This window comes from Streptomyces camelliae (assembly GCF_027625935.1).
Classification (GTDB): Bacteria; Actinomycetota; Actinomycetes; order Streptomycetales; family Streptomycetaceae; genus Streptomyces; species Streptomyces camelliae.
The window spans coordinates 8,127,260-8,149,633 of record NZ_CP115300.1 but is presented as its reverse complement, the minus strand read 5'-3'; the positions used below and the strand labels follow the sequence as shown (position 1 = coordinate 8,149,633).

21 protein-coding genes and 2 pseudogenes are annotated in these 22,374 nt (G+C 72.1%); 12 read left to right on the top strand and 11 right to left on the bottom strand.

The genetic code is table 11. The features are described from left to right. Positions 1 to 46 precede the first annotated feature (46 nt). From O1G22_RS37405 to O1G22_RS37395, 3 genes are read right to left on the bottom strand one after another with little or no spacing between them, the layout of a single operon-like run. A complete protein-coding gene (locus O1G22_RS37405; RefSeq protein WP_270085361.1) occupies positions 47 to 1,135 on the bottom strand; it encodes a catalase family protein in 1,089 nt (362 codons plus the stop codon). A 24-nt stretch (positions 1,136 to 1,159) separates the two neighbouring features. Then, the gene (locus tag O1G22_RS37400; RefSeq protein WP_270085360.1) at positions 1,160 to 2,494 is read right to left on the bottom strand and encodes a Dyp-type peroxidase; all 1,335 of its coding nucleotides are present in this window, start codon (positions 2,492 to 2,494) and stop codon (positions 1,160 to 1,162) included. A gap of 13 nt (positions 2,495 to 2,507) precedes the next feature. Continuing rightward, positions 2,508 to 3,116, bottom strand: a complete 609-nt coding sequence (locus O1G22_RS37395) for a hypothetical protein (RefSeq protein WP_270085359.1) — start codon at positions 3,114 to 3,116, stop codon at positions 2,508 to 2,510. Between the two features lie 229 nt (positions 3,117 to 3,345). Here O1G22_RS37395 and O1G22_RS37390 point away from each other — a divergent pair, with 229 nt between their 5' ends. Genes O1G22_RS37390 through O1G22_RS37375 form a run of 4 tightly spaced genes read left to right on the top strand, consistent with a single transcriptional unit; the run spans position 3,346 to position 6,231 of the window. Continuing rightward, positions 3,346 to 4,158: a DUF4331 family protein gene (locus O1G22_RS37390; protein ID WP_270085358.1), complete on the top strand. Its 813-nt coding sequence runs from the start codon at positions 3,346 to 3,348 to the stop codon at positions 4,156 to 4,158. Between the two features lie 60 nt (positions 4,159 to 4,218). After that, positions 4,219 to 4,521 (top strand): hypothetical protein, encoded by a 303-nt coding sequence (locus O1G22_RS37385; protein WP_270085357.1) that lies wholly within the window; start codon positions 4,219 to 4,221, stop codon positions 4,519 to 4,521. Then, positions 4,518 to 5,609 (top strand): tetratricopeptide repeat protein, encoded by a 1,092-nt coding sequence (locus O1G22_RS37380; protein ID WP_270085356.1) that lies wholly within the window; start codon positions 4,518 to 4,520, stop codon positions 5,607 to 5,609. The genes O1G22_RS37385 and O1G22_RS37380 overlap by 4 nt, the downstream gene beginning before the upstream one ends. A gap of 28 nt (positions 5,610 to 5,637) precedes the next feature. Continuing rightward, positions 5,638 to 6,231, top strand: coding sequence for a TetR/AcrR family transcriptional regulator (locus O1G22_RS37375; RefSeq protein ID WP_270085355.1), 594 nt, complete (start codon positions 5,638 to 5,640; stop codon positions 6,229 to 6,231). 190 nt (positions 6,232 to 6,421) lie between these two features. On the opposite strand, the gene O1G22_RS37370 is transcribed toward O1G22_RS37375, so the two are convergent. Then, positions 6,422 to 8,611 carry an MMPL family transporter gene (locus tag O1G22_RS37370; protein WP_270085354.1) on the bottom strand — a complete coding sequence of 730 codons (2,190 nt, stop codon included), beginning with the start codon at positions 8,609 to 8,611 and terminating at the stop codon, positions 6,422 to 6,424. Between O1G22_RS37370 and O1G22_RS37365 the strand changes: the two genes are divergently transcribed. From O1G22_RS37365 to O1G22_RS37360, 3 genes and pseudogenes are all read left to right on the top strand, one after another. Beyond that, positions 8,590 to 9,183 carry a TetR/AcrR family transcriptional regulator gene (locus tag O1G22_RS37365; protein ID WP_270085353.1) on the top strand — a complete coding sequence of 198 codons (594 nt, stop codon included), beginning with the start codon at positions 8,590 to 8,592 and terminating at the stop codon, positions 9,181 to 9,183. The two genes, O1G22_RS37370 and O1G22_RS37365, sit on opposite strands and share 22 nt — an antisense overlap. A 48-nt stretch (positions 9,184 to 9,231) precedes the next feature. Then, positions 9,232 to 9,513 (top strand): annotated as a pseudogene (locus tag O1G22_RS44975) (SDR family NAD(P)-dependent oxidoreductase); the annotation flags it as partial. A 16-nt stretch (positions 9,514 to 9,529) separates the two neighbouring features. Then, complete coding sequence (locus O1G22_RS37360; RefSeq protein ID WP_270085352.1) at positions 9,530 to 10,105, top strand: SDR family NAD(P)-dependent oxidoreductase; 576 nt, start codon at positions 9,530 to 9,532, stop codon at positions 10,103 to 10,105. Positions 10,106 to 10,144: 39 nt separating this feature from the next. On the opposite strand, the gene O1G22_RS37355 is transcribed toward O1G22_RS37360, so the two are convergent. Both O1G22_RS37355 and O1G22_RS37350 read right to left on the bottom strand, forming a co-directional pair. After that, positions 10,145 to 11,398 (bottom strand): ANTAR domain-containing protein, encoded by a 1,254-nt coding sequence (locus O1G22_RS37355; protein WP_270085351.1) that lies wholly within the window; start codon positions 11,396 to 11,398, stop codon positions 10,145 to 10,147. Further along, entirely contained in the window at positions 11,395 to 11,898 is a 504-nt protein-coding gene (locus O1G22_RS37350) for an anti-sigma factor antagonist (RefSeq protein WP_270085350.1), read from the bottom strand. The genes O1G22_RS37355 and O1G22_RS37350 overlap by 4 nt, the downstream gene beginning before the upstream one ends. A 649-nt stretch (positions 11,899 to 12,547) precedes the next feature. On the opposite strand from O1G22_RS37350, the gene dhaK reads away from it, so the two are divergent. The 3 genes from dhaK to O1G22_RS37335 all read left to right on the top strand — a co-directional run bounded on the left by dhaK (position 12,548) and on the right by O1G22_RS37335 (position 14,645). Beyond that, positions 12,548 to 13,540, top strand: a complete 993-nt coding sequence (dhaK, locus tag O1G22_RS37345) for a dihydroxyacetone kinase subunit DhaK (protein ID WP_270085349.1) — start codon at positions 12,548 to 12,550, stop codon at positions 13,538 to 13,540. 82 nt (positions 13,541 to 13,622) lie between these two features. Continuing rightward, entirely contained in the window at positions 13,623 to 14,231 is a 609-nt protein-coding gene (gene dhaL, locus O1G22_RS37340; RefSeq protein ID WP_270085348.1) for a dihydroxyacetone kinase subunit DhaL, read from the top strand. A gap of 3 nt (positions 14,232 to 14,234) precedes the next feature. Further along, positions 14,235 to 14,645 (top strand): PTS-dependent dihydroxyacetone kinase phosphotransferase subunit DhaM, encoded by a 411-nt coding sequence (locus tag O1G22_RS37335; RefSeq protein ID WP_270085347.1) that lies wholly within the window; start codon positions 14,235 to 14,237, stop codon positions 14,643 to 14,645. Between the two features lie 777 nt (positions 14,646 to 15,422). On the opposite strand, the gene O1G22_RS37330 is transcribed toward O1G22_RS37335, so the two are convergent. Continuing rightward, positions 15,423 to 16,124, bottom strand: coding sequence for a glycoside hydrolase family 75 protein (locus tag O1G22_RS37330; protein ID WP_270085346.1), 702 nt, complete (start codon positions 16,122 to 16,124; stop codon positions 15,423 to 15,425). 369 nt (positions 16,125 to 16,493) lie between these two features. Between O1G22_RS37330 and O1G22_RS37325 the strand changes: the two are divergent. Beyond that, positions 16,494 to 16,952 (top strand): annotated as a pseudogene (locus tag O1G22_RS37325) (fibronectin type III domain-containing protein); the annotation flags it as partial. Between the two features lie 350 nt (positions 16,953 to 17,302). Continuing rightward, on the top strand, positions 17,303 to 17,842 hold the full coding sequence (locus O1G22_RS37320) for a hypothetical protein (protein ID WP_270085345.1): 540 nt from the start codon (positions 17,303 to 17,305) through the stop codon (positions 17,840 to 17,842). 42 nt (positions 17,843 to 17,884) lie between these two features. Here O1G22_RS37320 and O1G22_RS37315 read toward each other — a convergent pair whose 3' ends face one another. The 4 genes from O1G22_RS37315 to O1G22_RS37300 all read right to left on the bottom strand — a co-directional run bounded on the left by O1G22_RS37315 (position 17,885) and on the right by O1G22_RS37300 (position 22,046). Then, positions 17,885 to 18,430: a PadR family transcriptional regulator gene (locus tag O1G22_RS37315; RefSeq protein ID WP_225095973.1), complete on the bottom strand. Its 546-nt coding sequence runs from the start codon at positions 18,428 to 18,430 to the stop codon at positions 17,885 to 17,887. Positions 18,431 to 18,461: 31 nt separating this feature from the next. Further along, the gene (locus O1G22_RS37310; RefSeq protein WP_270085344.1) at positions 18,462 to 20,477 is read right to left on the bottom strand and encodes an NADPH-dependent 2,4-dienoyl-CoA reductase; all 2,016 of its coding nucleotides are present in this window, start codon (positions 20,475 to 20,477) and stop codon (positions 18,462 to 18,464) included. A 209-nt stretch (positions 20,478 to 20,686) separates the two neighbouring features. Further along, positions 20,687 to 21,058, bottom strand: coding sequence for a hypothetical protein (locus O1G22_RS37305; RefSeq protein WP_270085343.1), 372 nt, complete (start codon positions 21,056 to 21,058; stop codon positions 20,687 to 20,689). Positions 21,059 to 21,164: 106 nt separating this feature from the next. After that, the gene (locus tag O1G22_RS37300; protein WP_270085342.1) at positions 21,165 to 22,046 is read right to left on the bottom strand and encodes a hypothetical protein; all 882 of its coding nucleotides are present in this window, start codon (positions 22,044 to 22,046) and stop codon (positions 21,165 to 21,167) included. Positions 22,047 to 22,374 lie beyond the last annotated feature (328 nt).

The following is a 22,374-nucleotide window of genomic DNA, read 5'->3' as shown; positions in this document are numbered from 1 at the left end:
CTGCGGCCGCATCCGCACTTCGCGCCGGGAGGACAGGCGAGGAGGATCAGGCAGGAAGCTCCTTGATGTCGGACGGCTCCTGGGGCTCCACATCGTTGAGGCGGTGGCGGAAGTCGCTGGAGGCGGGGTAGGCGGTCCGGCGCGAGCGCATGATGGAGCCCAGCGGGCGGTGGGCCTCCAGGGCGTGCCACGGACTGAAGGACAGGACGTCGTCGGCGTAGCGGCGGCGGGCGTCGCTGTAGGCGTTCTGGGCGGGCAGGTGCAGCACTGCGACGACCTCGTGCGCTGACAGCTCCTCGGGCCACAGGACGGAGGCGTCCTCCACGGGCATGCGGTCGATGTCCGTGCACAGTTGGGCCCTGATGTCGTAGTCCGCGCTGTTGTGCGCGAAGAAGTCCACGACGAGGTCGCGCAGTGCCGACTCTCCGGCCTTCCGGTCGACGGGCCGGCCGGTGAGGGCCTTGACGTCGGCCGAGCGCGGCGCGGCCGAGATCTTGGCGACGTGGTCGCCGTAGCGCAGCGCCGCCATGGAGTGGAAGGTCTCGCCGAGGATGTGGTGGTTGGCCGCGGCCAGGGTTTCGACGGCCGGTGGAAGCGGGCGTCCGGCGCGGGTGAGGGCCTTGGCGGCGACGCGGGCGGCCAGTCCGGTGAGCTGGAGTTGCTGGTCGCTCTGGCGGGGCTGCTTCTCCAGCAGGTCCTGCAGTTTGGCGTACTCGGCGATGTTGCCGAAGGGCAGGGTGGGGTGGTTGACCAGGAGGAAGTCCTGGGTGGTGAAGCCGTCGTCGACGGCACGGGGTCCAGGTGCGCCGATCACCTTGATCGCGATGCCGCGCTGGACGGGTACCTGGTCGGAGCGCAGGTCGCCCGGAGCCGAGGAGAAGCGGACGATGACCGGGTAGACGGCGGGTTCGGCGAACAGCCCCTGGGCGAGGTGGGCCGGCAGGTTCGGCTGGACGCGTAGTTCGCCGGCGAGGACGCCGTGGCTCTTGGCGTGGGCATCGCGCAGGCCGTGGCGGTGTTTGTCGGCGACCTGCCGGTTGGCCTTGCCCATGGCTTCGACGACCTGGCGGACGAGTTCCTGCTCGTTCGGAAAGGGCTGTTCGAGGTCGGGCCGGTAGCGGATGTACGAGGTCATGGGATGCCTCCGCGCGGGGTGGGGTCAGATGCTGCTCAGCCAGCGGATTGCGGTCAGGCTCGGCATGAAGAAGTACTCGCCGCCGAGAAGGGTGTTGAAGGACTGGATGTTCTGCACCCGGCGCGGCGGGGTGCCGGGCACGGTGAAGTAGGCACCCTTGTCCTGGAGCGAGATCATCGGGTCCTTCTCCTTGCCCAGGCCCATGAAGTTGCCCGAGCCGACCCACTCGCTCTGCAGGAACTCGACGTTGTCGATCGCACGCGCGCCGAGCGCGATGAAGTCCAGGCCGCGCGGCGTGCCGTCGTCCTTGAGGCGGTCCGGGGGCAGAGGGGTGCCGTAGGAGGTGCCGCGCCGGATGATGCGGCGGATGTTGACGTCGGTGAGGACCGTCAGCTTCGTGTCGCGGGGGTTCATCCGGCGGATGTGCGATCCGAGGGGCGTGCGCAGGCCGCGCGGGTCGGCGGCATAGTCGAAGTCGTTGATCCGGTTCGGGTCGTCGCCGATCGCGGGGTTGTCACGCTCCGGAGCCAGGGCCAAGGGCGCGCCGCTGCGCCAGCGGCCGACGAGCTTGGCGGCCAGCAGTTCGCGTTCGGCCTCGGTGCGGGCGTTGTCGTGCAGCCACGTGTTGAAGGCGGCGACATGGGAGTGGTACTTGCGGAAGACCACGTAGGTGCCGTTGCGGCCGAGGACGTCCGGAGTCGGCACGGGCAGGGGATGGCCGGTCTCGCTCGGGTAGCCCAGCACGAACTCGCCGGCCTTGATCGGGCGGCCGTCGCCGGGCAGGGGTTCGGCGCCGCTGCCCTCGACCACCGGCTGGCTGAAGCCGTCGCGGTACCCGAACACATTGAACCCGTCGGCCGCGAAGTCCTGGTGCGACAGCAGCCGCACTCCCGGCACTTCGCCCAACTCCGTCTCGTAGGCGGCGACTTCGGCACGCCAGTCGTGCTCGCTCGCGGCGTAGACCGTGACGGCGACGTGCACGCGCGGCGTGCCGAACGGGAACTCCCAGCGCTCCGGCGCGTTCGGGCCGGTGTCACGCAGCCGCTCGGCGCGGGCGGCCATCCCGGCACGGAAGTTGGCCGGGAAGGAGGCCAGCGACTCGTGCGGCACACCAAGGGCTACGAGTCCCTGATAGCTGAGGGCGAGAGCCAGCCAGGACGGCCGCGGTTCGTCCCAGCGGGCGGCCGAGGTCACCCGGGGCGCCAGCCGGCGCAGCAGCTCTCTGCCCGCGGCGGGCTCGGTGATCTCCAGGATGGCGTGGGTGCCGAAGTAGGGCTCCGGCCGGGCCCGCAGCAGGGTCGCCTGGATGTCGTCGAGCTCCAGCGTGGGCGGGCGGCGCAGGCGTCGGAAGACGGACATGGTGCGCCTGTCCTCAGTTGAGGTCGGACAGGAAGCGCTGCACGGCGGACTCCTGCCGCTTGAGGCGGGCGCCCTCTGCGACGGTGAGGCCCGGGTGGGCGACGAACCACGCCTCCGCCGGGATCTGGTACTTCACGATGAAGTCCTTCACGTCCGGCGAGGTGATGCCGGGCCAGCCCTCGACGTTGCTGAACAGGTAGTCCATGAAGTCGGGGATCTTGGTGGCGAAGTCGTCGATGTAGGGGTCCCACTCGCCGTCGAAGGCGGTCGCGAACAGCAGCTTGGTGTCGTTGTCCAGGAACACGAACCGCATGTTGTGCAGCGTTCCGACCTGACCGGCGCCGGCCAGATTTCCCCCGACCAGCTTGAAGAACTTCCGCAGCCGTTCGGCACCGCCCGGCTTCAGCGGCAGGATCGTCGTCAGCTCGGAGACCTCACCGCTCTTGGCGCCGATCCGGCCGGCTGTCGTGACGGCGTGCTCGGCCACCTCCTGCTTGTCGGCCAGGATCTCGGCGACCTTCAGCTTGAGCGCGATCTTGGCGTCCGCCAGCGCCGAGTCGACCTTCTCGCGGACGGCCTCGGGCAGCTTCTGGAACTTCGCGTGCAGGTCCTTCTCGCTCATGGCACTTCTCCTCGGGTTCGGGGCGCCCACCTGCCGGTCGACGCCTCTGAGCAATCCCCCATAACTGAGGACATCATCAGTTCACCTACGCGGCCTGTCAACGCACCGCTCGCAATCGGCGGCATGACGAACGCCACTATGAGACAAGTTGACTCACAACCTTCTATGAGTCAGCCTGTCTCACAGTTGACGGATCTCCGGCACATCCATCCCTCCTGAAGGAGTCCCGATGGCGGATCACTTCTCCGGACCGCGCATCCTCTTCGATCCCGCGTCCGACATCGCCGACGTCTTCGTCTTCCCGAGCCCGGACCGGCCCGGCCGTCTGGTCCTCGTCCTCAACGTCTTCCCGGCCGCCACGCCCACGGCGCTGTTCTCCGACGCCCTCACCTACCGCTTCCGGGTCCGCCCGGTCTCGCCGGCGTCCGAGGGGGCCGCGTTCGTCGTCGGCGATGCCGAGTACGCACTCGACTTCACCTTCGCTGCGCCCGACCGAGTCCTCGGCGACGACAGGCCGGTGCAGACAGGCCTCTGCACGACGCCGGACGGCGGACAGGTCGTCTTCCAGGTCGGCGACGAGACACCCATCGACACCAATGGCCTGCGGATTTTCGCCGGGCCGCGGCTCGACCCGTTCTTCATCGACCTCGCGGGCGTACTGGCTGCCGACGCCACGGAGAAGCTGGCCTTCCGGCCCGGCGCGGCCAACACCCTCGAAGGCATGAACGTCCTGAGCATCGTCGTCGAAGTCGACCCCGAGACGGTGTTCGACCCGGACAGCGGCCCGCTGCTCGCCGTCGTCGGCGAGACCGTGTCCTCGGGCGGACGTCCTGTCCGGCTGGAGCGCATGGGCCGACCCGAGATCAAGAACGTCGTCCTGGCGAGCAGGAAGTTCGACCCCGTCAACAGCGACCTCGAAATCCGGGACCTGTACAACGATGAGGACGCCTTCGCCGTACGACCGGACTACGCCGGCGCGTACCGGGCACGGTTCGACGCGAACCCGGCCTTCTTCGACCGCCTCGACGGCGAGACCGTCTGACCGCTGAACGGACAGGGCGGTCACCCGCTGACCGGGCTGCTTCTCGCGGACTTCCTCGTCGTGGATGTCTCCAAGCCGTTCTCGGAGAACAGCTGCTTCGAGATCGAGACCGCTCTCCTCGCCGGCCGCGAACACACGACCTGTGGCGGCAGGGCTCCCAACGACGACATCGTGGACACCCTGTACACGCTGCTGGTGCACGGTGTCGACGGAGCCCGCATCAGCGACGGCGTCGATCACGGGACCCGGCCGGCCACCCACCGCTTCCCCTACCTGGTGGCCCCCAACCCGAACCCGCCGGACCTCATGACCGTGATGACCGCGCTGCTGGCGGCGCCCGAGCCGGAGGGGGAAGCGGCATGACCCCCGCACCCGTCCGAGGCGACCACGAGCCGACCACGACGAACGGCACCATCGCCCTGGTGAACCTGTCGGCCCGGATCGACGGCCTGACGGCACGAGCCCAGCAGGCGGACGAGGCCGGACCGTTCACCGTCGCACCACAGGCGGGCCTGGTCGACCTGCTCACGCTGCGCGGGCACTTCCTCGGTCGCATCGCCGACTACGAGCAGGCGGCCCGACTCGCCGACGGATGGGTACGCCGCGCTCCCGAGCACACCGCCGCCCTGCTGGCTCGCGCCCGGGCGCGAGCAACCCTGCACCGTTGCGCCGACGCCATGGCCGACCTCGACGCGGCGGCCCGGCTCGGCGCCGCACCGGCCGCCCTGGACGCGGAACGGGCGGCGATTCTGCAGGCGGTCGGCTGTCACACCGAAGCCCGTTCCCTGCTGAGAAAGGCCGCCCCGCACCAGTCCGACTTCGCGATGCTGGGGGCCCTTGCGGTGTTCCGGGCAGAACGCGGTGAGACCACAGAGGCGGAGCACGTCTTCGAGGAGGCGCGACGGCGCTGTCACGGCGTCTCTCCTTTCCCGCTCGCCCAACTGGACTTCCGGCGCGGTGTGATGTGGATGCGCGCGGGCGATCTGCCCAGGGCCCGGCGGTGGTTCGAGGCAGCATGTCGCCGGGTGCCGGGCTACGCGCCGGCAACCGGCCACCTCGCGGAAGTCGAACTCCTCCTCGGAGATCCCCGGGCCGCTGTGGCCCGGCTGCGCTCCCTGGCGGAAACGAGCGACGACCCCGAGTACGCCGCCCATCTCGCGCGCGCCCTGCGGGCCGCCGACCGGCACCAGGAAGCGCAGGCATGGCGGGACCAGGCGGCCGAACAGTACGAGGATCTGGTACTGCGGCACCCGGAGGCGTACGCCGATCACGCCGCCGACTTCTGGCTGACGGTCGGAGGCGACGTCGACCGCGGACTCCAGCTGGCGCTGCGCACCCTCGTCATGCGTCAGACGACCAGGTCGTACGCCCTGGTCGGGCGGGCCCGTACGGTCGGCGGCCAGGAGACGCTCGGCACGGCCCTGCCACGGCACCTTGCGGTTAACATGTGAGTCAAGTTGTCTCACAAGAAGGTGCCGCATGCCGGAGGAGCGAGCCGACCCGCGCCAGGTGCGCAGCCGTGAGGCCATGGTGGCCGCGGCCACCGAGCTGCTCACGCAGGGGGGGCTGGAGGCCGTGAGCCATCAGGCAGTGGCCACGCGTGCCGGGGTCGGTCGGGCCACGGTCTACCGCCACTGGCCCGACCTGCTCGGCCTCCGCCTGGCCGCGCTGCAGGCCGGGATGCCGCCCCTGTCGTCGGCCCCCGAGGACGTGCGGGCCGCGTCCATTGCCGAACCACGCGCCGAGCTGGTCCACTATCTGCGCCAGCTCGGCGAGCGGCTCGACGACGCCCAGGCCGGAGCAGTCCTCGCCGCGGTCCTGGGCGGGGCCCAGCACGACGGCGGGATGCAACACCTGCGGCAGACACTACTGACCCAGATCGTCGACGCCCTGCGCCCCGCCGTCGCCGCTGCCGTCGAGCGTGGCCGGCTCCGCGTCGACGTCACGGCCGAGACATTCGCCATGACCACCGTCGGCCCCCTGGTCTACCAGCGCTTCCTCGTGGGCTCCCCGCTCGGCCCGGACACGGTCGACAGCGTGGTGGACGCGGCACTGCGGGCGTGGGCGCCGTAGCGGTCGGACACCGGCTCACAAGGGTCAGAACGGGCTCCTCGAAGGCGGAAGCACATTCCAGTTCGGGAACCAGTGCCCTCCTTCTGCAAGGGTGGCCGAACAGGGGGGCGGAGCAGCGCAGTGGGGACAGACCCCACGACACGCCGCTTCGGCCACCGGACCGACAGATCATGGACGAGATGCCGAGGGTTCAGCGCACGGCGACCTCGTCCTGCTTCCGGTCCGCCTCGGCCTCCGCGCGCGCGGGAAGCCGCGCACCCTCGATGTCGACATCCGGCGTGATCCGGTCGAGCCAACGGGGCAGGCCCCAGGCGCGGCGGCCGAGCAGGGCCATGACCGCCGGGACGAGGGTCATGCGGACCACGAAGGCATCGACGAGGACACCGAACGCCAGGGCGAAACCGATGGACTTGATGATCGGGTCATGGTTGAAGACGAAGCCGCCGAAGACCGCCGCCATGATCAGCGCCGCGGCGCTGACGACCCGGCCGCTGCGGGCGACGCCGTGGGTGATGGCCTCGGTGGCGTCGTTGGTGTGCTCATAGTGCTCGCGCATGCGGCTGACGAGGAAGACCTCGTAGTCCATGGCGAGTCCGAAGAGGACGCCGATGAGAAGGACCAGCAGGAAGCTGGTGACCGGGCCCGCCGACGGGATGTCGAGGACACCGTTGAGGTGTCCGTCCTGGAAGACCCAGACCGTGGCTCCCAGGGACGCGGCGACGGACAGCAGGAAGCCGAACGCGGCCTTGACCGGGACCAGCAGGGACCGGAAGGCGATGGTCAGCAGAATCAGGGCCAGGACCACGATGATGGCGATGAACAGCGGTAGTGCGTCGGCGAGTTTGCCCGCAACGTCGATCGCGGCCGCGGTCGTACCCGCGATGTAGAGGGTGCCGCCCGCCTTGTCGACGGCGGGGGCGTTCTCCCGCAGCCGGTGCACGAGGTCGGTCGTGGCCTGGGCGTCCGGCCCGGTCTTCGGGACGACGGCGATGACGGCGAGGGTCGAGTCGGCGTTGGCGACCGGCTGGGTGACGACGGCCACGCCGCGGTCACCGGCCAGGCTCCCCCTCAGATGCGTCACTGCCGAGCCGCGATCGGCCGCCGGCATGTCACGCAGGTCGACCACGGCCGTCAGGGTGGCGTTGAAGCCGGCCCCGAAGCCCTTTGTCAGCAGGTCGTAGCTCTTGTGCTGGGTGCTGTCGACAGGCTGCGAAGCGTTGCTGGGCAGGCCGAGGCGCAACTCGCGAGCGGGTACGGCGAGCGCGAGCAGACCGATCACTCCCGCCAGCAGGACGAGCAGCGGCTTGCGAGTGACCACGCGGGCCCAGGTCAGGCCCCAGGCGCCGGGGGCGCGTTCGGCCGTAGCGCGACTGCGCGGTCGTAGCCGGTCGCCGAACAGGGCGAGGACGGCGGGTACGAGGCTGACGGCGACCAGGACCGCCAGCAGTACGGTGACCGCCGCGGCCAGGCCCATCACCGTCAGGAACGGGATGCCGGTGACCGCGAGCGCTGCCAGCGCGATGATCACCGTCGCACCGGCGAAGACGACCGCGCCGCCGGACGTGGCCACGGCACGCGCGATCGAGTCCTCCGCGTCCTGTTCGGGGTCGGCGAGCGGCTCGCGGTGGCGGGAGATGATGAACAGCGCGTAGTCGATGCCCACGGCCAGCCCGATCATCAGGGCGAGCACGGTGGCGGTGCTGGTCATCTCGACGTATCGGGTCATGAACTCGACGCCCAGGACACCGATCGCCACGCCCACGAGGGCGGTCAGCAGCGGCAGCCCGGCGGCTGTGAGGGAGCCGAGGGCCAGGGCCAGGACGGCCAAGGCGATCACAACGCCGACCACCTCGGCCGGGCCGCCGACCTCCGTCTTGGCGTCCATCGCCGAACCGCCGAACTCGATCTGCAGTCCAGCGTCGCGGGCCTGGGCCATCGCGCCGGACAGGGCGTCCTTGGCCGACTGCGGCACATCGCTGGCCTGCCGGCGGAAGCGTACGTCCGCGTATCCGATGCGCAGGTCGGGCGAGACCGTCTTGGTCTTGAGCGGGTCGGAGACGTTCACGACGCCGGAGACCCCTGCGGCCTTCTTCAGGCTCGCCTCAACGGCCGCCGTCGTCTTCGGCTCGGTCAGCTTGTGTCCCTCGGGCGCCGCGAAGACCACCCGGGCCACGCCGCCGGCGGCCTCGGGGACCTTCTCCTTCAGCAGGTCCTGCGCCTTCTGCGACTCGATCCCAGGCACCGAGAACTCGGTGGTCACCTTGCCGTGCAGGGTGATCCCGAGGCCGCCGACGACAGCGAGCAGCAGCAGCCAGACCGCGATGACCCGGCCGCGACGGCGTGCCATCCATCGCGCCCATGCGTACAGGCGTGAGGCCATGCCCGTCTTTCCTCTCTCTACGGGAACGGTCCAAGGCGCGCCGCAGGGAGGCGATCCTCCGGGCTGCGTACGAGCTGTTCGCCGATCACGGCTTCGAGGCGACGACGATCGCCGACATCGCGGCGTCCGCCGAGGTGTCGCCGCGTACCGTCACGCTGTACTTCCCCTCGAAGCTGGAACTGGCGACCTCCCACTTCGACGCGTTCGCCGACCGGCTGGGCACCGTCCTGCGCGAACGGCCGGACGGGCAGACAACCCTGGACGCACTGGAGCACTGGCTACGCGGCGAGGGGGCCCAGCGCAGCGACCTGGACGATCTCCACGACCGCATGCTCGACCTCAACCCGCAGCTCAGGGCCATCGCCAACGCCCGCCTCACGGAGGTCATCCAGGAGGGCGCCCGCATCTTCGCCGAGGAACGGGGGGCCGCGCCGGACGACTTCGGTCCCCGCATGGCGGCAGCGGCAGCCGCGGCGGTCATCGGCGAGGTCTGCCATCGCACACAGGAAGCCGACATCGACACGGCGATGGCCTTCCTGCGCGCCGGTGTCGGCACCCTCGACACCGCATAGCCACCGCCCACACCTTGCCCGGCAAGGTCGACCGCGAAGGGCGGACGCATGGCTCTGCCGAAGCCCACCCCCTCCACCACCGCTGTCGTCACCGCCGCCTCCTCGGGCATCGGCGCCGACATCGCGCGCGAGCCGGCCCGGCGCGGCCACGGGGTCACGCTGGTGGCCCGGCGTGAGGACCGGCTGCGCGATCTGGCCGACGAACTCTCCGGCACGGTCCGGGTCGAAGTCATCGGCTGTGACGTGGCCGACGCCGGGCAGCGGGCGGGACTGTTCGACACCGTCGCCGAGCGCGGGCTGCCGGTGGACGTCCTGGTCAACAACGCCAGCATCGGCACTCGACACAGTGGTCCATTCGCCGGTCGAGGCCGAGGTCGCGCAGGTGCGGGTGAACGTCGAGGCGGTCATCGACCTGACCACCCGGGCGGTGCAGCAGATGGTGCCGCGCGGACGCGGCGCGATCCTCAACGTCGGCTCCGTCAGCGGCTTCTGTCCGACTCCGGGCCAGGCCGGATACGCCGGGACGAAGGCGTTCGTCCAGATCTACAGTGAGGGCCTGTGCGCGGGGCTCGCCGGTACGGGTGTCACGGTCGCCGTGCTGTGTCCCGGGCCCGTGCGCGCCGAGTTCCTCCACTTCGCCGGTCTGGACAGCGACGAATTCCCGGCCTTCCTGTACACGCCGTCCCGCGAGGTGGCGAAGATCGGCGTCGACGCGCTCGACGCCGACCGCGGCGTGGTCGTCGGCGGCCTGCCCATGCGGATCGTCAGCCGCCTCATGCGACTGACAGCCCGACGTGTCCTGCTGCCCGCGCTCGCCCGGCAGAACCCGGGGATGAAGCGCGACCGCGACCGACCTACCGCAGACGCCGTTGCGATGATCGAGGCGAGCCAGGGCCGACCACCGACACTGACACCGCCATAGCGCCGTCGTATCTTGGGCCGTCGGCCGCCTGGGCTCAGGTCATGCTTCGGCCGATGCGGTCAGGACGCGATGCAGGTGTTCCAGGGCGTCGAGGAGGACCGAGCGGTGGTACCAGCTCAGCCAGGCCGCCGTGTCGGAGGCCAGCAGGGCGAGGGCCTCGGACCGGTCGGTGGTGGGGCGGTGTCCGGCGTCGGGCCAGTGCAGGGTCAGTACGCCGGCGCAGGACCCGGACCCGGACAGTACGGGGACGCTCTGCACGGCACGGGTGCCCGTGGCCAGCAGGACGCGCCGGGACTCCTCGGACAGGAGCGTGTCGGCGGCCACGTCGGGCACGCTCACCGGGCGTCGGCGCCGGTACGCGACCGCGTCCGCCGTGCCCTCGTCCCAGCCGCGCACCAGATGGTCCAGAAACGTATCCGCACAGCCGTGGTCGGACTCCGGCACCAGCGCGTTCACGGCCGGGTCGACGCACTGCACGTAACCGGCCGAGGCCCGCCCGAGGGCGAGCGCCTCGTGCAGCACGGCGTCGATCATCTGCCGCCGGCTGCGCGGGTCCCGGCCCTCGCGGGCCAGGATCCGCAGCGGTGGCACGGGCAGGGGCCGGCGGCCCGGGAACCACACCGCGCCGTCCGGCGGCCGGGCCACCACCACGGCGGAGACGAGGACGCGGAGCGGCACGTTGAACCGCTGCGAGCCCTCGCGCAGCGCCCGGAAGGCGGTGCCGGCGTCCGGCAGGCCGTAGCGGACCATGAGCACGCCCTGCGCCAGGCCGATGACCGGGGCGGTGCGCACCCGGGCGCGCAGCGCGCGGACCTCCTTGCGCAGATCCTCGTAGCTGGGCCGCAGCGGGTCCGCCATCTGCGACCGCCAGGCGGGCAGGTCCGCCCGGCGGGTGGCGGCACGGGCCAGTTCGCGCAGCGCCTCGTCGAGGGTGGCGTAGAGCCGTACGCCGTCCAGGCGGGCGAGGTGCACGGCTTCGCGCACCCCTGGCCGGGCCCGCACGACGATCAGGTCCGGGCGGCCGGTGCGGGCGCGGGTCGTCTCGCTGAGCGCGCGCAGCACGGCGGCGCCGCCGAGCTGCACATGGGCCAGGTCGAGGACGGGCCGCAGCCCCGCCAGGTCCGCCTGTTCCAGGTGGCCGCGCAGCTGCGCCGACCAGGAGCGGGCGCCCTCGGCGTCGAGGCTGCCGGACATGCGCAGCAGCAGCGCGCCCTCGGCGGGCAGTCCCTCGACCACGGACGACTCGATGACCAGCGGGGCCGACGCGTCCGAGCTGCCGGAAACGGGTGTCATGGTCCCGCCCGTCGTCGCGTCGTCACAACGTCCGGTGCGGCCCCCGGCTCCGTACCCGCGTCCAGGTCCGCGTCCACGGCGTCCCTTCGGGCCTCCAGGGCGTTCAGAGCAGATGCCATCGTGGCGTGCACCCGGACGCCCGGCAGCCCGGCGGTGCGCAGCGCGTCCCGCGCGTGCGGGCGGGGCTGTACGACGGGCAGGGCGCGGCCGGAGAAGGCGAGGACGCCGGTCGCCCGGTCCAGGGAGCGCACGGCGGCGGCGCAGGCGAGGTACATCTCGGTCAGATCCAGCAGGGGGTGTTCTCCGGCCTTGTCGGCGTGGGCGATGTGCTCGGCCAGCACCTCGGAGAACTCCATGGCGTTGGAGGCGTCGACCGTGCCCCGGGCCTTCAGAACGCTGATCACGCCGACCTCGGGACGCCGCTCGTGCACGGTCTGCAGAAGCAGCGGGGCCGGGCCACGGGGGTGGGCGTGAGCACGGGACGGCTGACCGTTTTCCATGAGATCGGGCTTCCTGAGTGGGGAAGGATCAGCCAGCCGCGTCTTGACCGGGGCTTCACTGTGCTCCGCGCGTCCGCTCGATGCAACGACTTTCCCCGGGCGTGTCGCACCCCCGGGCGACGCCGCCGAACGGGTGTGCTCCGACTCCGCCCCGGCCGCCAACTCCCGGCCCCGCGAGCTCAGCCCCCGCCGGCACCGGCCCGCGATGGCGGCGATGAGGGCTTGAAGGCCGGTGCGCGCACCCGGAGTTGCCCGCTGTGGCGGGCCGCGTCCAGGGCCTGGCTCCCCCGGGCGACAACGGGCCGTTCCCGGCGGGGACGCGGAATGGGCTGTGGCCCGGCGGCTCCTGCTCAGCGTCCGGCCGTCCGGGAAGCAACTGGCCGGAAAGCCTGGTGAGTTGGCTGTCGGCCGCCGGACCCTCCGGTCCTGGTGCCGTCCCGTCCCGTCGAGCGGGCGTACGCCACCGGACCGCCGGCGCGCGACGGCGGCCAGGGTGATTCCTCCCGCCATCCCGGCCATCACCGCCCGGGCGACACACATCGCGCTCCGTGATCATCGCTTCTGCGCGTGACCTCGCCGGGTCCAAGGTCGATACTGCCAGTAGCTCCGTACTCCACCCCGCTCCCGCAAGCCGCACGAGGAGACACCGATGAGGATGCTGATCAACGTTCCGGAGACCGTCGTGGCGGACGCGCTGCGCGGGATGGCGGCCGCGTATCCCGATCTGACCGTGGACGTGGAGAACCGGGTGATCGTCCGCCGGGACGCCCCGGTCGCCGGGCAGGTCGCGCTCGTGTCGGGCGGCGGGTCGGGGCACGAGCCGCTGCACGGCGGGTTCGTGGGTCCGGGCATGCTGTCCGCCGCCTGCCCGGGCGAGGTCTTCACCTCCCCGGTGCCGGACCAGATGGCCCGCGCCGCGGCCGCCGTGGACAGCGGCGCCGGGGTGCTGTTCATCGTGAAGAACTACACCGGTGACGTGCTCAACTTCGACATGGCGGCCGAACTGGCCGAGGACGAGGGCATCCAGGTCGCCAAGGTGCTCGTGAACGACGACGTCGCGGTCACCGACAGCCTCTACACGGCGGGCCGGCGCGGCACCGGCGCGACCCTGTTCGTGGAGAAGATCGCGGGCGCCGCCGCGGCCGAGGGGCAGCCGCTGGAGCGCGTGGAGTCGATCGGCCGCCAGGTCAACGACAACTCCCGCAGCTTCGGCGTGGCCCTGAGCGCCTGTACGACCCCGGCGAAGGGCAGCCCGACCTTCGATCTGCCGGACGGCGAGCTGGAGTTGGGCGTCGGCATCCACGGCGAGCCGGGCCGGGAGCGGCGGCCGATGATGACCTCCGGGGAGATCGCCGACTTCGCGGTGAATGCGATCCTGGAGGACATGCCTCCGCGCAACCCCGTGCTGGTGCTGGTCAACGGGATGGGCGCGACCCCGCTGCTGGAACTGTTCGGCTTCAACGCCGAGGTGCAGCGGGTGCTCGCCGAGCGCGGCGTGGCCGTGGCCCGCACGCTGGTGGGCAACTACGTCACCTCCCTGGACATGGCGGGCGCCTCGGTGACGCTGTGCCAGGTCGACGAGGAGCTGCTGCGGCTGTGGGACGCGCCGGTGAAGACCCCGGCGCTGCGCTGGGGGATGTGATACGGCGGTGCGGAAGGCGACCGCCACCGCGACCGACACCCCTGCCCCGCCGATCAACCCCCTTACCACGCAAGGAGTTCCAGTGCTCGACGCCGACTTCTTCCGCCGCTGGATGGCGGCGGCCGCCGCGTCCGTCGGCCGTGAGGCGCAGCGGCTCACCGACCTCGACTCGGCCATCGGGGACGCCGATCACGGCATCAACATGCAGCGCGGCTTCACCGCCGTGACGGCTGCCCTGGCGGAGGAGGCGCCGAACACCCCGGGTGCCGTGCTGATCCTGGCCGGTCGGCAGCTCATCTCCAAGGTCGGCGGCGCGTCCGGGCCGCTGTACGGCACGCTGCTGCGCCGGACCGGCAAGGCGCTCGGCGAGGCCGCCGAGGTCAGCGAGGGGCAGTTGGCGGCGGCGCTGCGGGACGGCGTGGACGGGGTGATGAAGCTCGGCGGGGCGGTGCCCGGTGACAAGACCATGATCGACGCGCTGGTGCCGGCCGTGGACGCGCTCGGGGAGGGGTTCGCCGCCGCGCGTGCCGCCGCCGAGCAGGGCGCCGAGGCCACGATCCCGCTGCAGGCCCGCAAGGGCCGGGCGAGCTATCTCGGCGAGCGCAGCATCGGCCACCAGGACCCGGGGGCGACCTCGTCGGCGCTGCTGATCGCCGGACTCTCCGCGGCGGCCGAGTCGGCGGAGGGCTGAGGCGTGAGCGGGGAGAAGCTGGTCGGGATCGTGCTGGTGTCGCACAGCGCGGAGGTGGCCGCGTCGGTCGCCGAGCTGGCGAAGGGCCTCGCGGGCGGGGCCACGGCGGTGCCGGTGGCCCCGGCGGGCGGCACCGAGGGCGGCGGGCTCGGCACCAGCGCCGAGCTGATCTCTGCCGCGGCGGCGTCGGTCGACCGGGGTGCCGGCGTCGCGGTGCTCACCGACCTCGGTAGCGCCGTGCTGACCGTGAAGGCGCTGCTCGCCGAAGGCGACGAACTGCCGGACGGCACCCGGCTGGTGGATGCGCCGTTCGTCGAGGGCGCGGTCGCCGCGGTGGTCACCGCCTCCACGGGCGCCGACCTGGCCGCCGTGGAAGCCGCGGCAACGGAGGCGTACAGCTACCGCAAGACGTGACCCGGCCCCGGGTGGCGCGGCGGGAGCGGGGCCGGTCTGAGCTGTACACGGCCGCTGGCCCAGGCCCCTGACGACAAGCGGCTCGTGGCCCGGCCGCCCGACGACGCGTGGCTCGTGACGCGGCCGGTAACGGCACGTGGCCGAGCCTGTTCGTCGGCGTGCGGCCAGAAAGGGGGCCGGTCTGCGGTGTCGCCGGAGCCGGCGCGCGGTGCGCGGCGCACGGTGCGGCCGACCATCGACGCATGGCCGGTGGTGCGGTGGTCATCGGCGTGCGGCCGGGACGCGGCCCGGTCAGCGGCGAGCGAATCGGGGCCGGAGCCGGACACTGGCGCGCGGCCGGTACTACACCCGACCATCGACGCACGGCCAATGGCGCCGCGGTCATCGGCATGCGGCCGGAACGCAGCCCGGTCAGCGGCGAGCGAATCGGGGCCGGAGCCGGTCAGCAGCGTGCCAGGCTCGGTCTGCGGCGCGTGGCCGGGCCGTGCCATCGCCCCGCAACCGGGACCGAGCCGGATCGGCGGCTCGCGTCCCGGGCTGGAGCACGTCAGCGGTGCACGGCTGGTCGGGCAGCCGGCGGCGCGCGGACCGGCACCGCGCCAGTCAGCAGCGCGCGGCCGACGGGACTCCTGGTCAACGGCGCGTAGCCGGACCGTGCCATCGACCCGCGACGGGGCCAGGTCCTGTCATCGACGCACAGCCGGGACGAAGGGCCTTGTCATCGGCTCGCTGCCCGGGCAGGCCCCGTCAGTGGTGCGTGGCCGAGGCCGGAAATCGTCAGTGGTCGGTGAGGAACAGACGGGCCATGCGCTCGCCTGCCGCTGCCGCCGCCGCGTGGTCCTCGATGGGATCGACGCGGGAGTTCCTGAAGACGATGTAGGTGACACCGGAGGACACCCCGCCGCCACGCGGGTCGGTGGGGATGCCGAGGCCCTGGGCGGTGGCGTAGGAGGCCTCGCCGATGAGGTCGCGCGGGCCGATGTCGCCGACCACCGCGTACTGCACCCGGTCCCGGTAGACGACGGCGGCGACGGAGCCGCCCTGGACGCCGGCGGCGCGATGGTCCCAGATCCCGCTCGGTGCCGGGACGACGATGTAGGGCAGTGTCTCGGCGTTCAGGTGCCGCCCGTCGGACTGCTGGAAGGAGGTGGTGGTGGCGAAGACCGGGTCGGTACGGCGGTTGCAGCGCGCGGTGGCCTGGCCGTCGCAGTCGATGTCCAGGTCGGCCTTCCAGTAGACGGCGTCCTGGGTGCCGCACACCGGGACGGTCGCCGGGCTGCCGGCGTCGGTGCGGTACCGGCCGTGGGAGATCTGGTGGCACTCGCCCAGCCGGGCCAGCAGATCCACCGCGGCGACGGCCCCCTCGCTCCGCACCACGGGCCGCTGCGGCGGCGGGACGGCGGCGGCCGGATCGGACAGCGCTGCCGGGGCGAGCAGGGCCGCGCCGGCCGCGGCCAGCGTCAGCGACGGGACACGCACGATGAGGGACCCTCTCGTCGGGGACGGGACGGACATCCGGCTCGTCGGGGAACGGGCCGACATCCAGGCCACTGTGGTGCGGGCCCGGGCCCTGGTCCGTCCGGAGCACTGGGAAGAGGCCGGATGGAGCACGCTTCTGACGCCCCGTGAGGGACAAGAGGAATGTCGACGGACAACAGGGGCCGGGGATCCGGGACGATTCCGGCCCGGATCCCCGGCCGCCCGCGTCGGCGCGGCTCCGGCGACGACAGCGTGTCCGCGCCGATGGCATGAACTCCCCTGCCCTCTAGGGTAGTTCAGCCGCAGGGAGCATCAGCATACGTAACCCTCCCGGGTGGTCACCAACGCGGGGCCGAGCGACGCGTACCCCTGCCGGTCGTACCGGTCTGCGGAGCCCTCCTGCTGCTCGCGTCCTGCGGCTGGAGCCGGGCCGACGACGGCGAGGGCGGCCGAGGGCCCGGCGCTCCGACCGATGTCACCGCGCAGGCGGGCAGTGCCACGAGCGTGCACGCGATGTGGAACGCGGTGACCGACGGTCCCGGCAGCCGCACCCACGAGCTGTCTCGCGGCACCACGACGGCGGCTGAAGTGCCGGGTTCGCGGCACATGGTGGATGTCACCAGGCTCAGGCCGTCGACCGTGTACGCCTTCACCGTGCGGGCCCGGGACACCGCGGGCCGCCTCGGCCCGCCGAGCGGGGCGGTGCGGGCGCGTACACCTGCCCACCTCGCGGCGGACCGCTCGGCACCGACCCGGCCGTCGTCGCCCGCCGGCCGGGGCGTGAGCAGCCGCGCGGTTCAGCTGTCCTGGGGCGCCTCCCGGGACGACTGGGATGTGGGATGTGGTGTCGTACGTCGCCGCGCACGGGCGGCGTGATCACCGAGTACCAGATCCAACTCGACGGCAGGACGGCCACGTCACTGGTGTGGGGCGGCTGGTCGGCCTAACGGATCGTGACGACGGGTGAGTGAGGCCGCGCGTCCGCCGCCGCCGGTGATGGCGGGCGGCCCGGCCCCACCCAGCCTGCGCCGCACGAAGGAAACCGTCACCTGACCGGCTGTCTCCCAGGTGCGCGCACCCCCGTGGCCGCGTTGGCTGCTGACCAGGCAGCACGGACGTTTCCCGACCCTCGGCGGCGCATGGGACGTACCGCCGACCGTGCCGCCGGAGGCCAGCCCATGCACACCTCGCGACTCCTCCTGCGCACCGGTCCGGCCCTGGTGGCCGCCGCCGCGCTGCCCGTCGTCCTCGCCGGTCCGTCCACCGCCGCCTCGGGTATCTCCGTCAGTACCACCGGCTCCACCGTCTCGGTGGTGACCGGCGCGTGCGCGCAGATCAACGGCAGCTGGGGCAAGGCGGCCCTGCTCACCAGTCGGCAGGCGAACTTCGCGCAGGGCCGGCAGATGGCCCTGGCGGGCACGACCGTCAGCCAGTCCGCGGCCTGGCCGGGAGTGAGCCCGGGGACGTACACGGTGGTCGTGGTCTGCTCCAGCGGCAGCACGGCGGGCACCCAGTCGGTGGTCGTCTCCTCGCCCTCGGCGGCGACGATCTCCGCCACGTCCTCGCCGGCCCCGTCCCGCGGTGTGCTGGGCGGCCTGGGCGGCGCCGCCCGGGACTACGGCCCGCTGACGCTGGGCCTCGGCGCGGCGCTGGTCGGGAGCGGCGTGATCGCCACGGGGTGGTACCTTCGCCGCCGTTCGAAGCCGTACCGGCTCTGAGCAACGCGCCGAGGGCACGGCCGTACCGGCTCAGCGCGGGGCTCAGCCGGCGTCGGGCAGGTCGTCGAACTCCGTCAGGGCATGGGTGAGCCACTGGGTCCAGAACGTCTCCAGGTCGATGCCGGCGCGCAGCACGAGATGACGCAGCCGGTCCTCGGGGGCGTCCCGGTCCGGTGGGAAGTCGCGCTGCTCGATCTCCTGGTACTCGGTCAACTGGCGCCGGTGCAGCTCCAGATGGCGGCGCAGGTCCGCCCCCAGGCCCGCCGTGCCGACCACCGCCGCCGCGCGCAGCCGGAGCAGGAGCGTGTCCCGCAGCGGCTTGGGGTCCTGGGCGGCGGCGGTCCAGCGGGCCAGTTCGGCGCGGCCCGCGGGCAGCACCTCGTAGCTCTTCTTCTGCCCGCGGGCGGGCTGTTCGGACGGCAGGGTGCGGATGAGCCCCTCGGCCTCCAGCTTCCCCAGCTCGCGATAGATCTGCTGGTGTGTCGCGGACCAGAAGTAGCCGATCGACTTGTCGAACCGGCGGGTCAGTTCCAGTCCCGACGACGGCTTTTCCAGCAGGGCGGTGAGGATCGCGTGCGGGAGTGACATGGGCCCATCCTAGGGACGCGTGGGACGAGCCCTACAGCGTCGCCGCCAGCTCCGTACCCTGCTTGATCGCCCGCTTGGCGTCCAGCTCGGCGGCGACGTCCGCGCCGCCGATCAGGTGCGCGCTGCGTCCGGCGGCGGTCAGGGCGTCGTACAGGTCGCGGCGCGGCTCCTGGCCGGTGCACAGGACGACCGTGTCGACCTCCAGGACCGTGCTCTCCTCGCCGACGGTGATGTGCAGGCCCGCGTCGTCGATCCGGTCGTAGCGCACGCCCGGCACCATGGTCACGCCGCGGTGCTTCAGTTCGGTGCGGTGGATCCAGCCGGTGGTCTTGCCGAGTCCGGCGCCGACCTTGGTGGTCTTGCGCTGGAGCAGGTGGACCTGGCGCGGCGGGGCCGGCCGCTCGGGCGTGGCGAGTCCGCCGGGCACCCGGTAGTCCATGTCGACGCCCCAGGCGCGGAAGTACGTCGCCGGGTCCTCGCTCGCCTTGTCGCCGCCGTCGGTGAGGTACTCGGCGACGTCGAAGCCGATGCCGCCGGCGCCGAGGACGGCGACCCGGTCGCCGACGGGGGCGCCGTCGCGCAGGACGTCCAGGTAGCCGAGGACGCGGGGGTGGTCCACGCCGGGGATGTCGGGGGTGCGCGGGGTGACGCCGGTGGCGACGACGACCTCGTCGTAGCCGCCGACCGTCTCGGGGGTGACCCAGGTGTCGAGGCGTACGTCGACCCCGTGCGCGTCGAGCTGGTGGCGGAAGTAGCGCAGGGTCTCGTCGAACTCCTGCTTGCCGGGGACCTTGCGGGCGACGTTGAGCTGGCCGCCGATCTCGCTCGCGGCGTCGAACAGCGTGACCTCGTGGCCGCGTTCGGCGGCGGAGACCGCGCAGGCCAGACCCGCCGGTCCGGCGCCGACGACGGCGACACGCTTCTTCAGCCGGGTCGGGGAGAGCACCAGCTCGGTCTCGTGGCAGGCGCGCGGGTTGACCAGGCAGGAGGTGATCTTCCCGCTGAAGGTGTGGTCGAGGCAGGCCTGGTTGCAGCCGATGCAGGTGTTGATGGCCTCCGGGGTGCCGGCGGCGGCCTTGGCGACGAAGTCGGGGTCGGCGAGCATCGGGCGGGCCACGGAGACCATGTCGGCGAAGCCGCCGGCCAGCAACTCCTCGGCGAGGTCCGGGGTGTTGATGCGGTTGGTGGTCACCAGGGGCACCGACACCTCGCCCATGAGCTTCTTGGTGACCCAGGTGTAGGCGCCGCGCGGTACCGAGGTGGCGATGGTGGGGATGCGGGCCTCGTGCCAGCCGATGCCGGTGTTGATGATCGTCGCCCCGGCGGCCTCGACCGCCTTGCCGAGCGTGACGACCTCCTCCAGCGAGGAGCCGCCGGGGACCAGGTCGAGCATGGAGAGCCGGTAGATGACGATGAAGTCCTCGCCGACGGCCTCGCGCACCCGCTTGACGATCTCGACGGGGAAGCGCATCCGGTTCTCGTAGGAGCCGCCCCAGCGGTCGGTGCGCCGGTTGGTCTGCGCGGCGATGAACTCGTTGATGAGGTAGCCCTCGGAGCCCATGATCTCCACGCCGTCGTAGCCGGCCTGCCGGGCGAGGCGGGCGGCGCGGGCGTAGTCGTCAATGGTCCGTTCGATGTCGGCGTCGGTCAGCTCGCGCGGCACGAAGGGGCTGATCGGCGCCTGGAGCGGGCTCGGCGCGACGAGGTCCTGGTGGTAGGCGTACCGGCCGAAGTGCAGGATCTGCATCGCGATCCGGCCGCCCTCGCGGTGCACGGCGTCGGTGACGGCCCTGTGCTGCTCGGCCTCCGTCTCGGTGGTGAGCCGGGCACCGCCCTCGTACGGCCGGCCCTCGTCGTTGGGCGCGATGCCGCCGGTGACGATGAGGCCGACGCCGCCACGCGCGCGGGCCGCGTAGAAGGCCGCCATCCGCTCGAAGCCGCGCTCGGCCTCCTCCAGGCCGACGTGCATGGAGCCCATGAGCACGCGGTTGGGCAGGGTGGTGAAGCCCAGGTCGAGCGGGGTCATCAGATGCGGGTAACGGCTCATCGGGCCCTCCGTGCGCGGTGTCGTCGCCTCTTGTTGTAGAGGACGCGACCCCCTTTATGCAACTAGTTGCATAACCGCCGGAGGGTGACCCCAGCCACTCTGTAACCACTCATATGTACAGGCGAGGACACCGGCACGGATCCGGCGAACGTACGCCCCGGACGGCGAGGAGCCGGCCGGGGCGCTGTCGTCGCGCTGCGCGATCGGCGTCAGGCGCTCTCCAGGCGCAGATGCAGGTCCCGCTCCTGGTCGCCGGAGGCCGCGCAGGTCTCCTGAACGGTGAAGATGGAGTCCAGGGTGTGCCGGAACCGGTTCACCGCCCAGTAGCCGCCCTGGACGTCCGCCTGGACGGACGCGCCGAGGTGGACCGGCGCGCAGTGCGGCACGTGTTCGTCCGCGACGTCGTACGTGCCGAGCCACACCATCGGCCGGACCTCGTGGAGCTGCTGCGGCACCTCGTCCGCGCCCCGGTCGGAAGCGAAGCAGGACCTCAGGGCGTCGAAGACGATCCGGGCGTCCTCCTTGGAGCCGCTGATCTCCACCGTGACGGTTTCCGGATGCGACCGCTCCGTGTGTGCCATTGATCGCTCCTTTCGTGGCCGTGCTGCGGTGGAAGGGGGTACCCCGCCGAACCGCGTCCATCCTCAGGAAAGCACCACCGGCCGCGGAGCACACCCCCAGCCGGGCTCAGCCGCGCGAGAACTTGTACGTCTTGCTGTCCGTGAGGATGCAGAAGCCGGGCGACATCACGATCACGCGCAGGATGCCGGTGCGCCGGTCGTAGTCGATGCCCTCCACCTCGAAGGTGCCCGAGCAGGAGCTGCGCAGCGGCAGCTGCCGCAGAGCGGTGACATGGCCGGTGACGTCCGAGGAGCCGTTCGGCGCGGCCGACAGGTCGATCCGGAGCAGCGGCTTGGTCATGCCGAAGAGGCTGCCGTCGGGGTCGTCCGAGGAGCACAGCAGGGTGGTGGGGCCGGAGAAGTCGCAGCCCTGGACGTCACGGACCGGGTGGTCCAGGTTCACCTTCGAGGCCAGCGGGAGGTCGGCCGAGGGCGAGGTGCTCGCATTGACGCCCGGGGCCGGGAAGACCAGCAGGCGGCTCATCGTGCCCCACTCGCCCGAGAGCATCCACTGACCGTCGGGCGAGATCGCGTCCCAGGAGTTGTTCAGCGCCTCGCCGGGGCTCAGGGTGTGCACGTACTCCGACCAGGTGCCGTCGGGCGCCTGCACGCGGAACATCTTCGCGTTGCCGGAGTCCTCCTGATAGGGCTCGATGTAGTAGCCGTTGTAGGAGGCGTCGGGGTCGCCGACGTGGTTCCAGCCCCGGCTGGAGACGCCGATCGGGATGGTGCCGATGCCGGTGTACCGGTTGGGACTGTTCGCCGGGACCTCCACCGAGGTCAGGCCCTGGCTCTCGGTCAGCGGGTCGGCGCGGTCGGAGCCGGTCTCCGTCCATGTGTCGGCGGCGGACGCCGGCGCCGGCGCGGCGAGGGACACGACGGCGGCGGTGGCCAGGGTGACGAGTCCGGCGAGGACTGCGTGACAACGTTGCCGGGCGGGCGCGGGCATGCCGACTCCTCGGACGGGGGGGACGGGTACTCGGTCGGCGGACAGTCTGGCGCGGCGCGATAGTCATGTACAGACCAATACGGCAACATGAGCGTGAACTCTCCCGGCCCGCGCACGGCGCGTGCAGGATGTGCGGGACGGGAACCCGTGCGGGGCACGGCGGGACGGCGCGGGAGCGGACGCCGGGCACGGCGGCTTCCGCGGACGTGCGCCGCCGTGGTGAGAGATGGTGGAGGTAGCCGGCGAGGGTGCCGGGGAGTCGGGTGTGACGCGGTGGACCAAGGGGAACCGGCACGGGGGACGACGTGCCGAGCCGACGGGCGAAGGC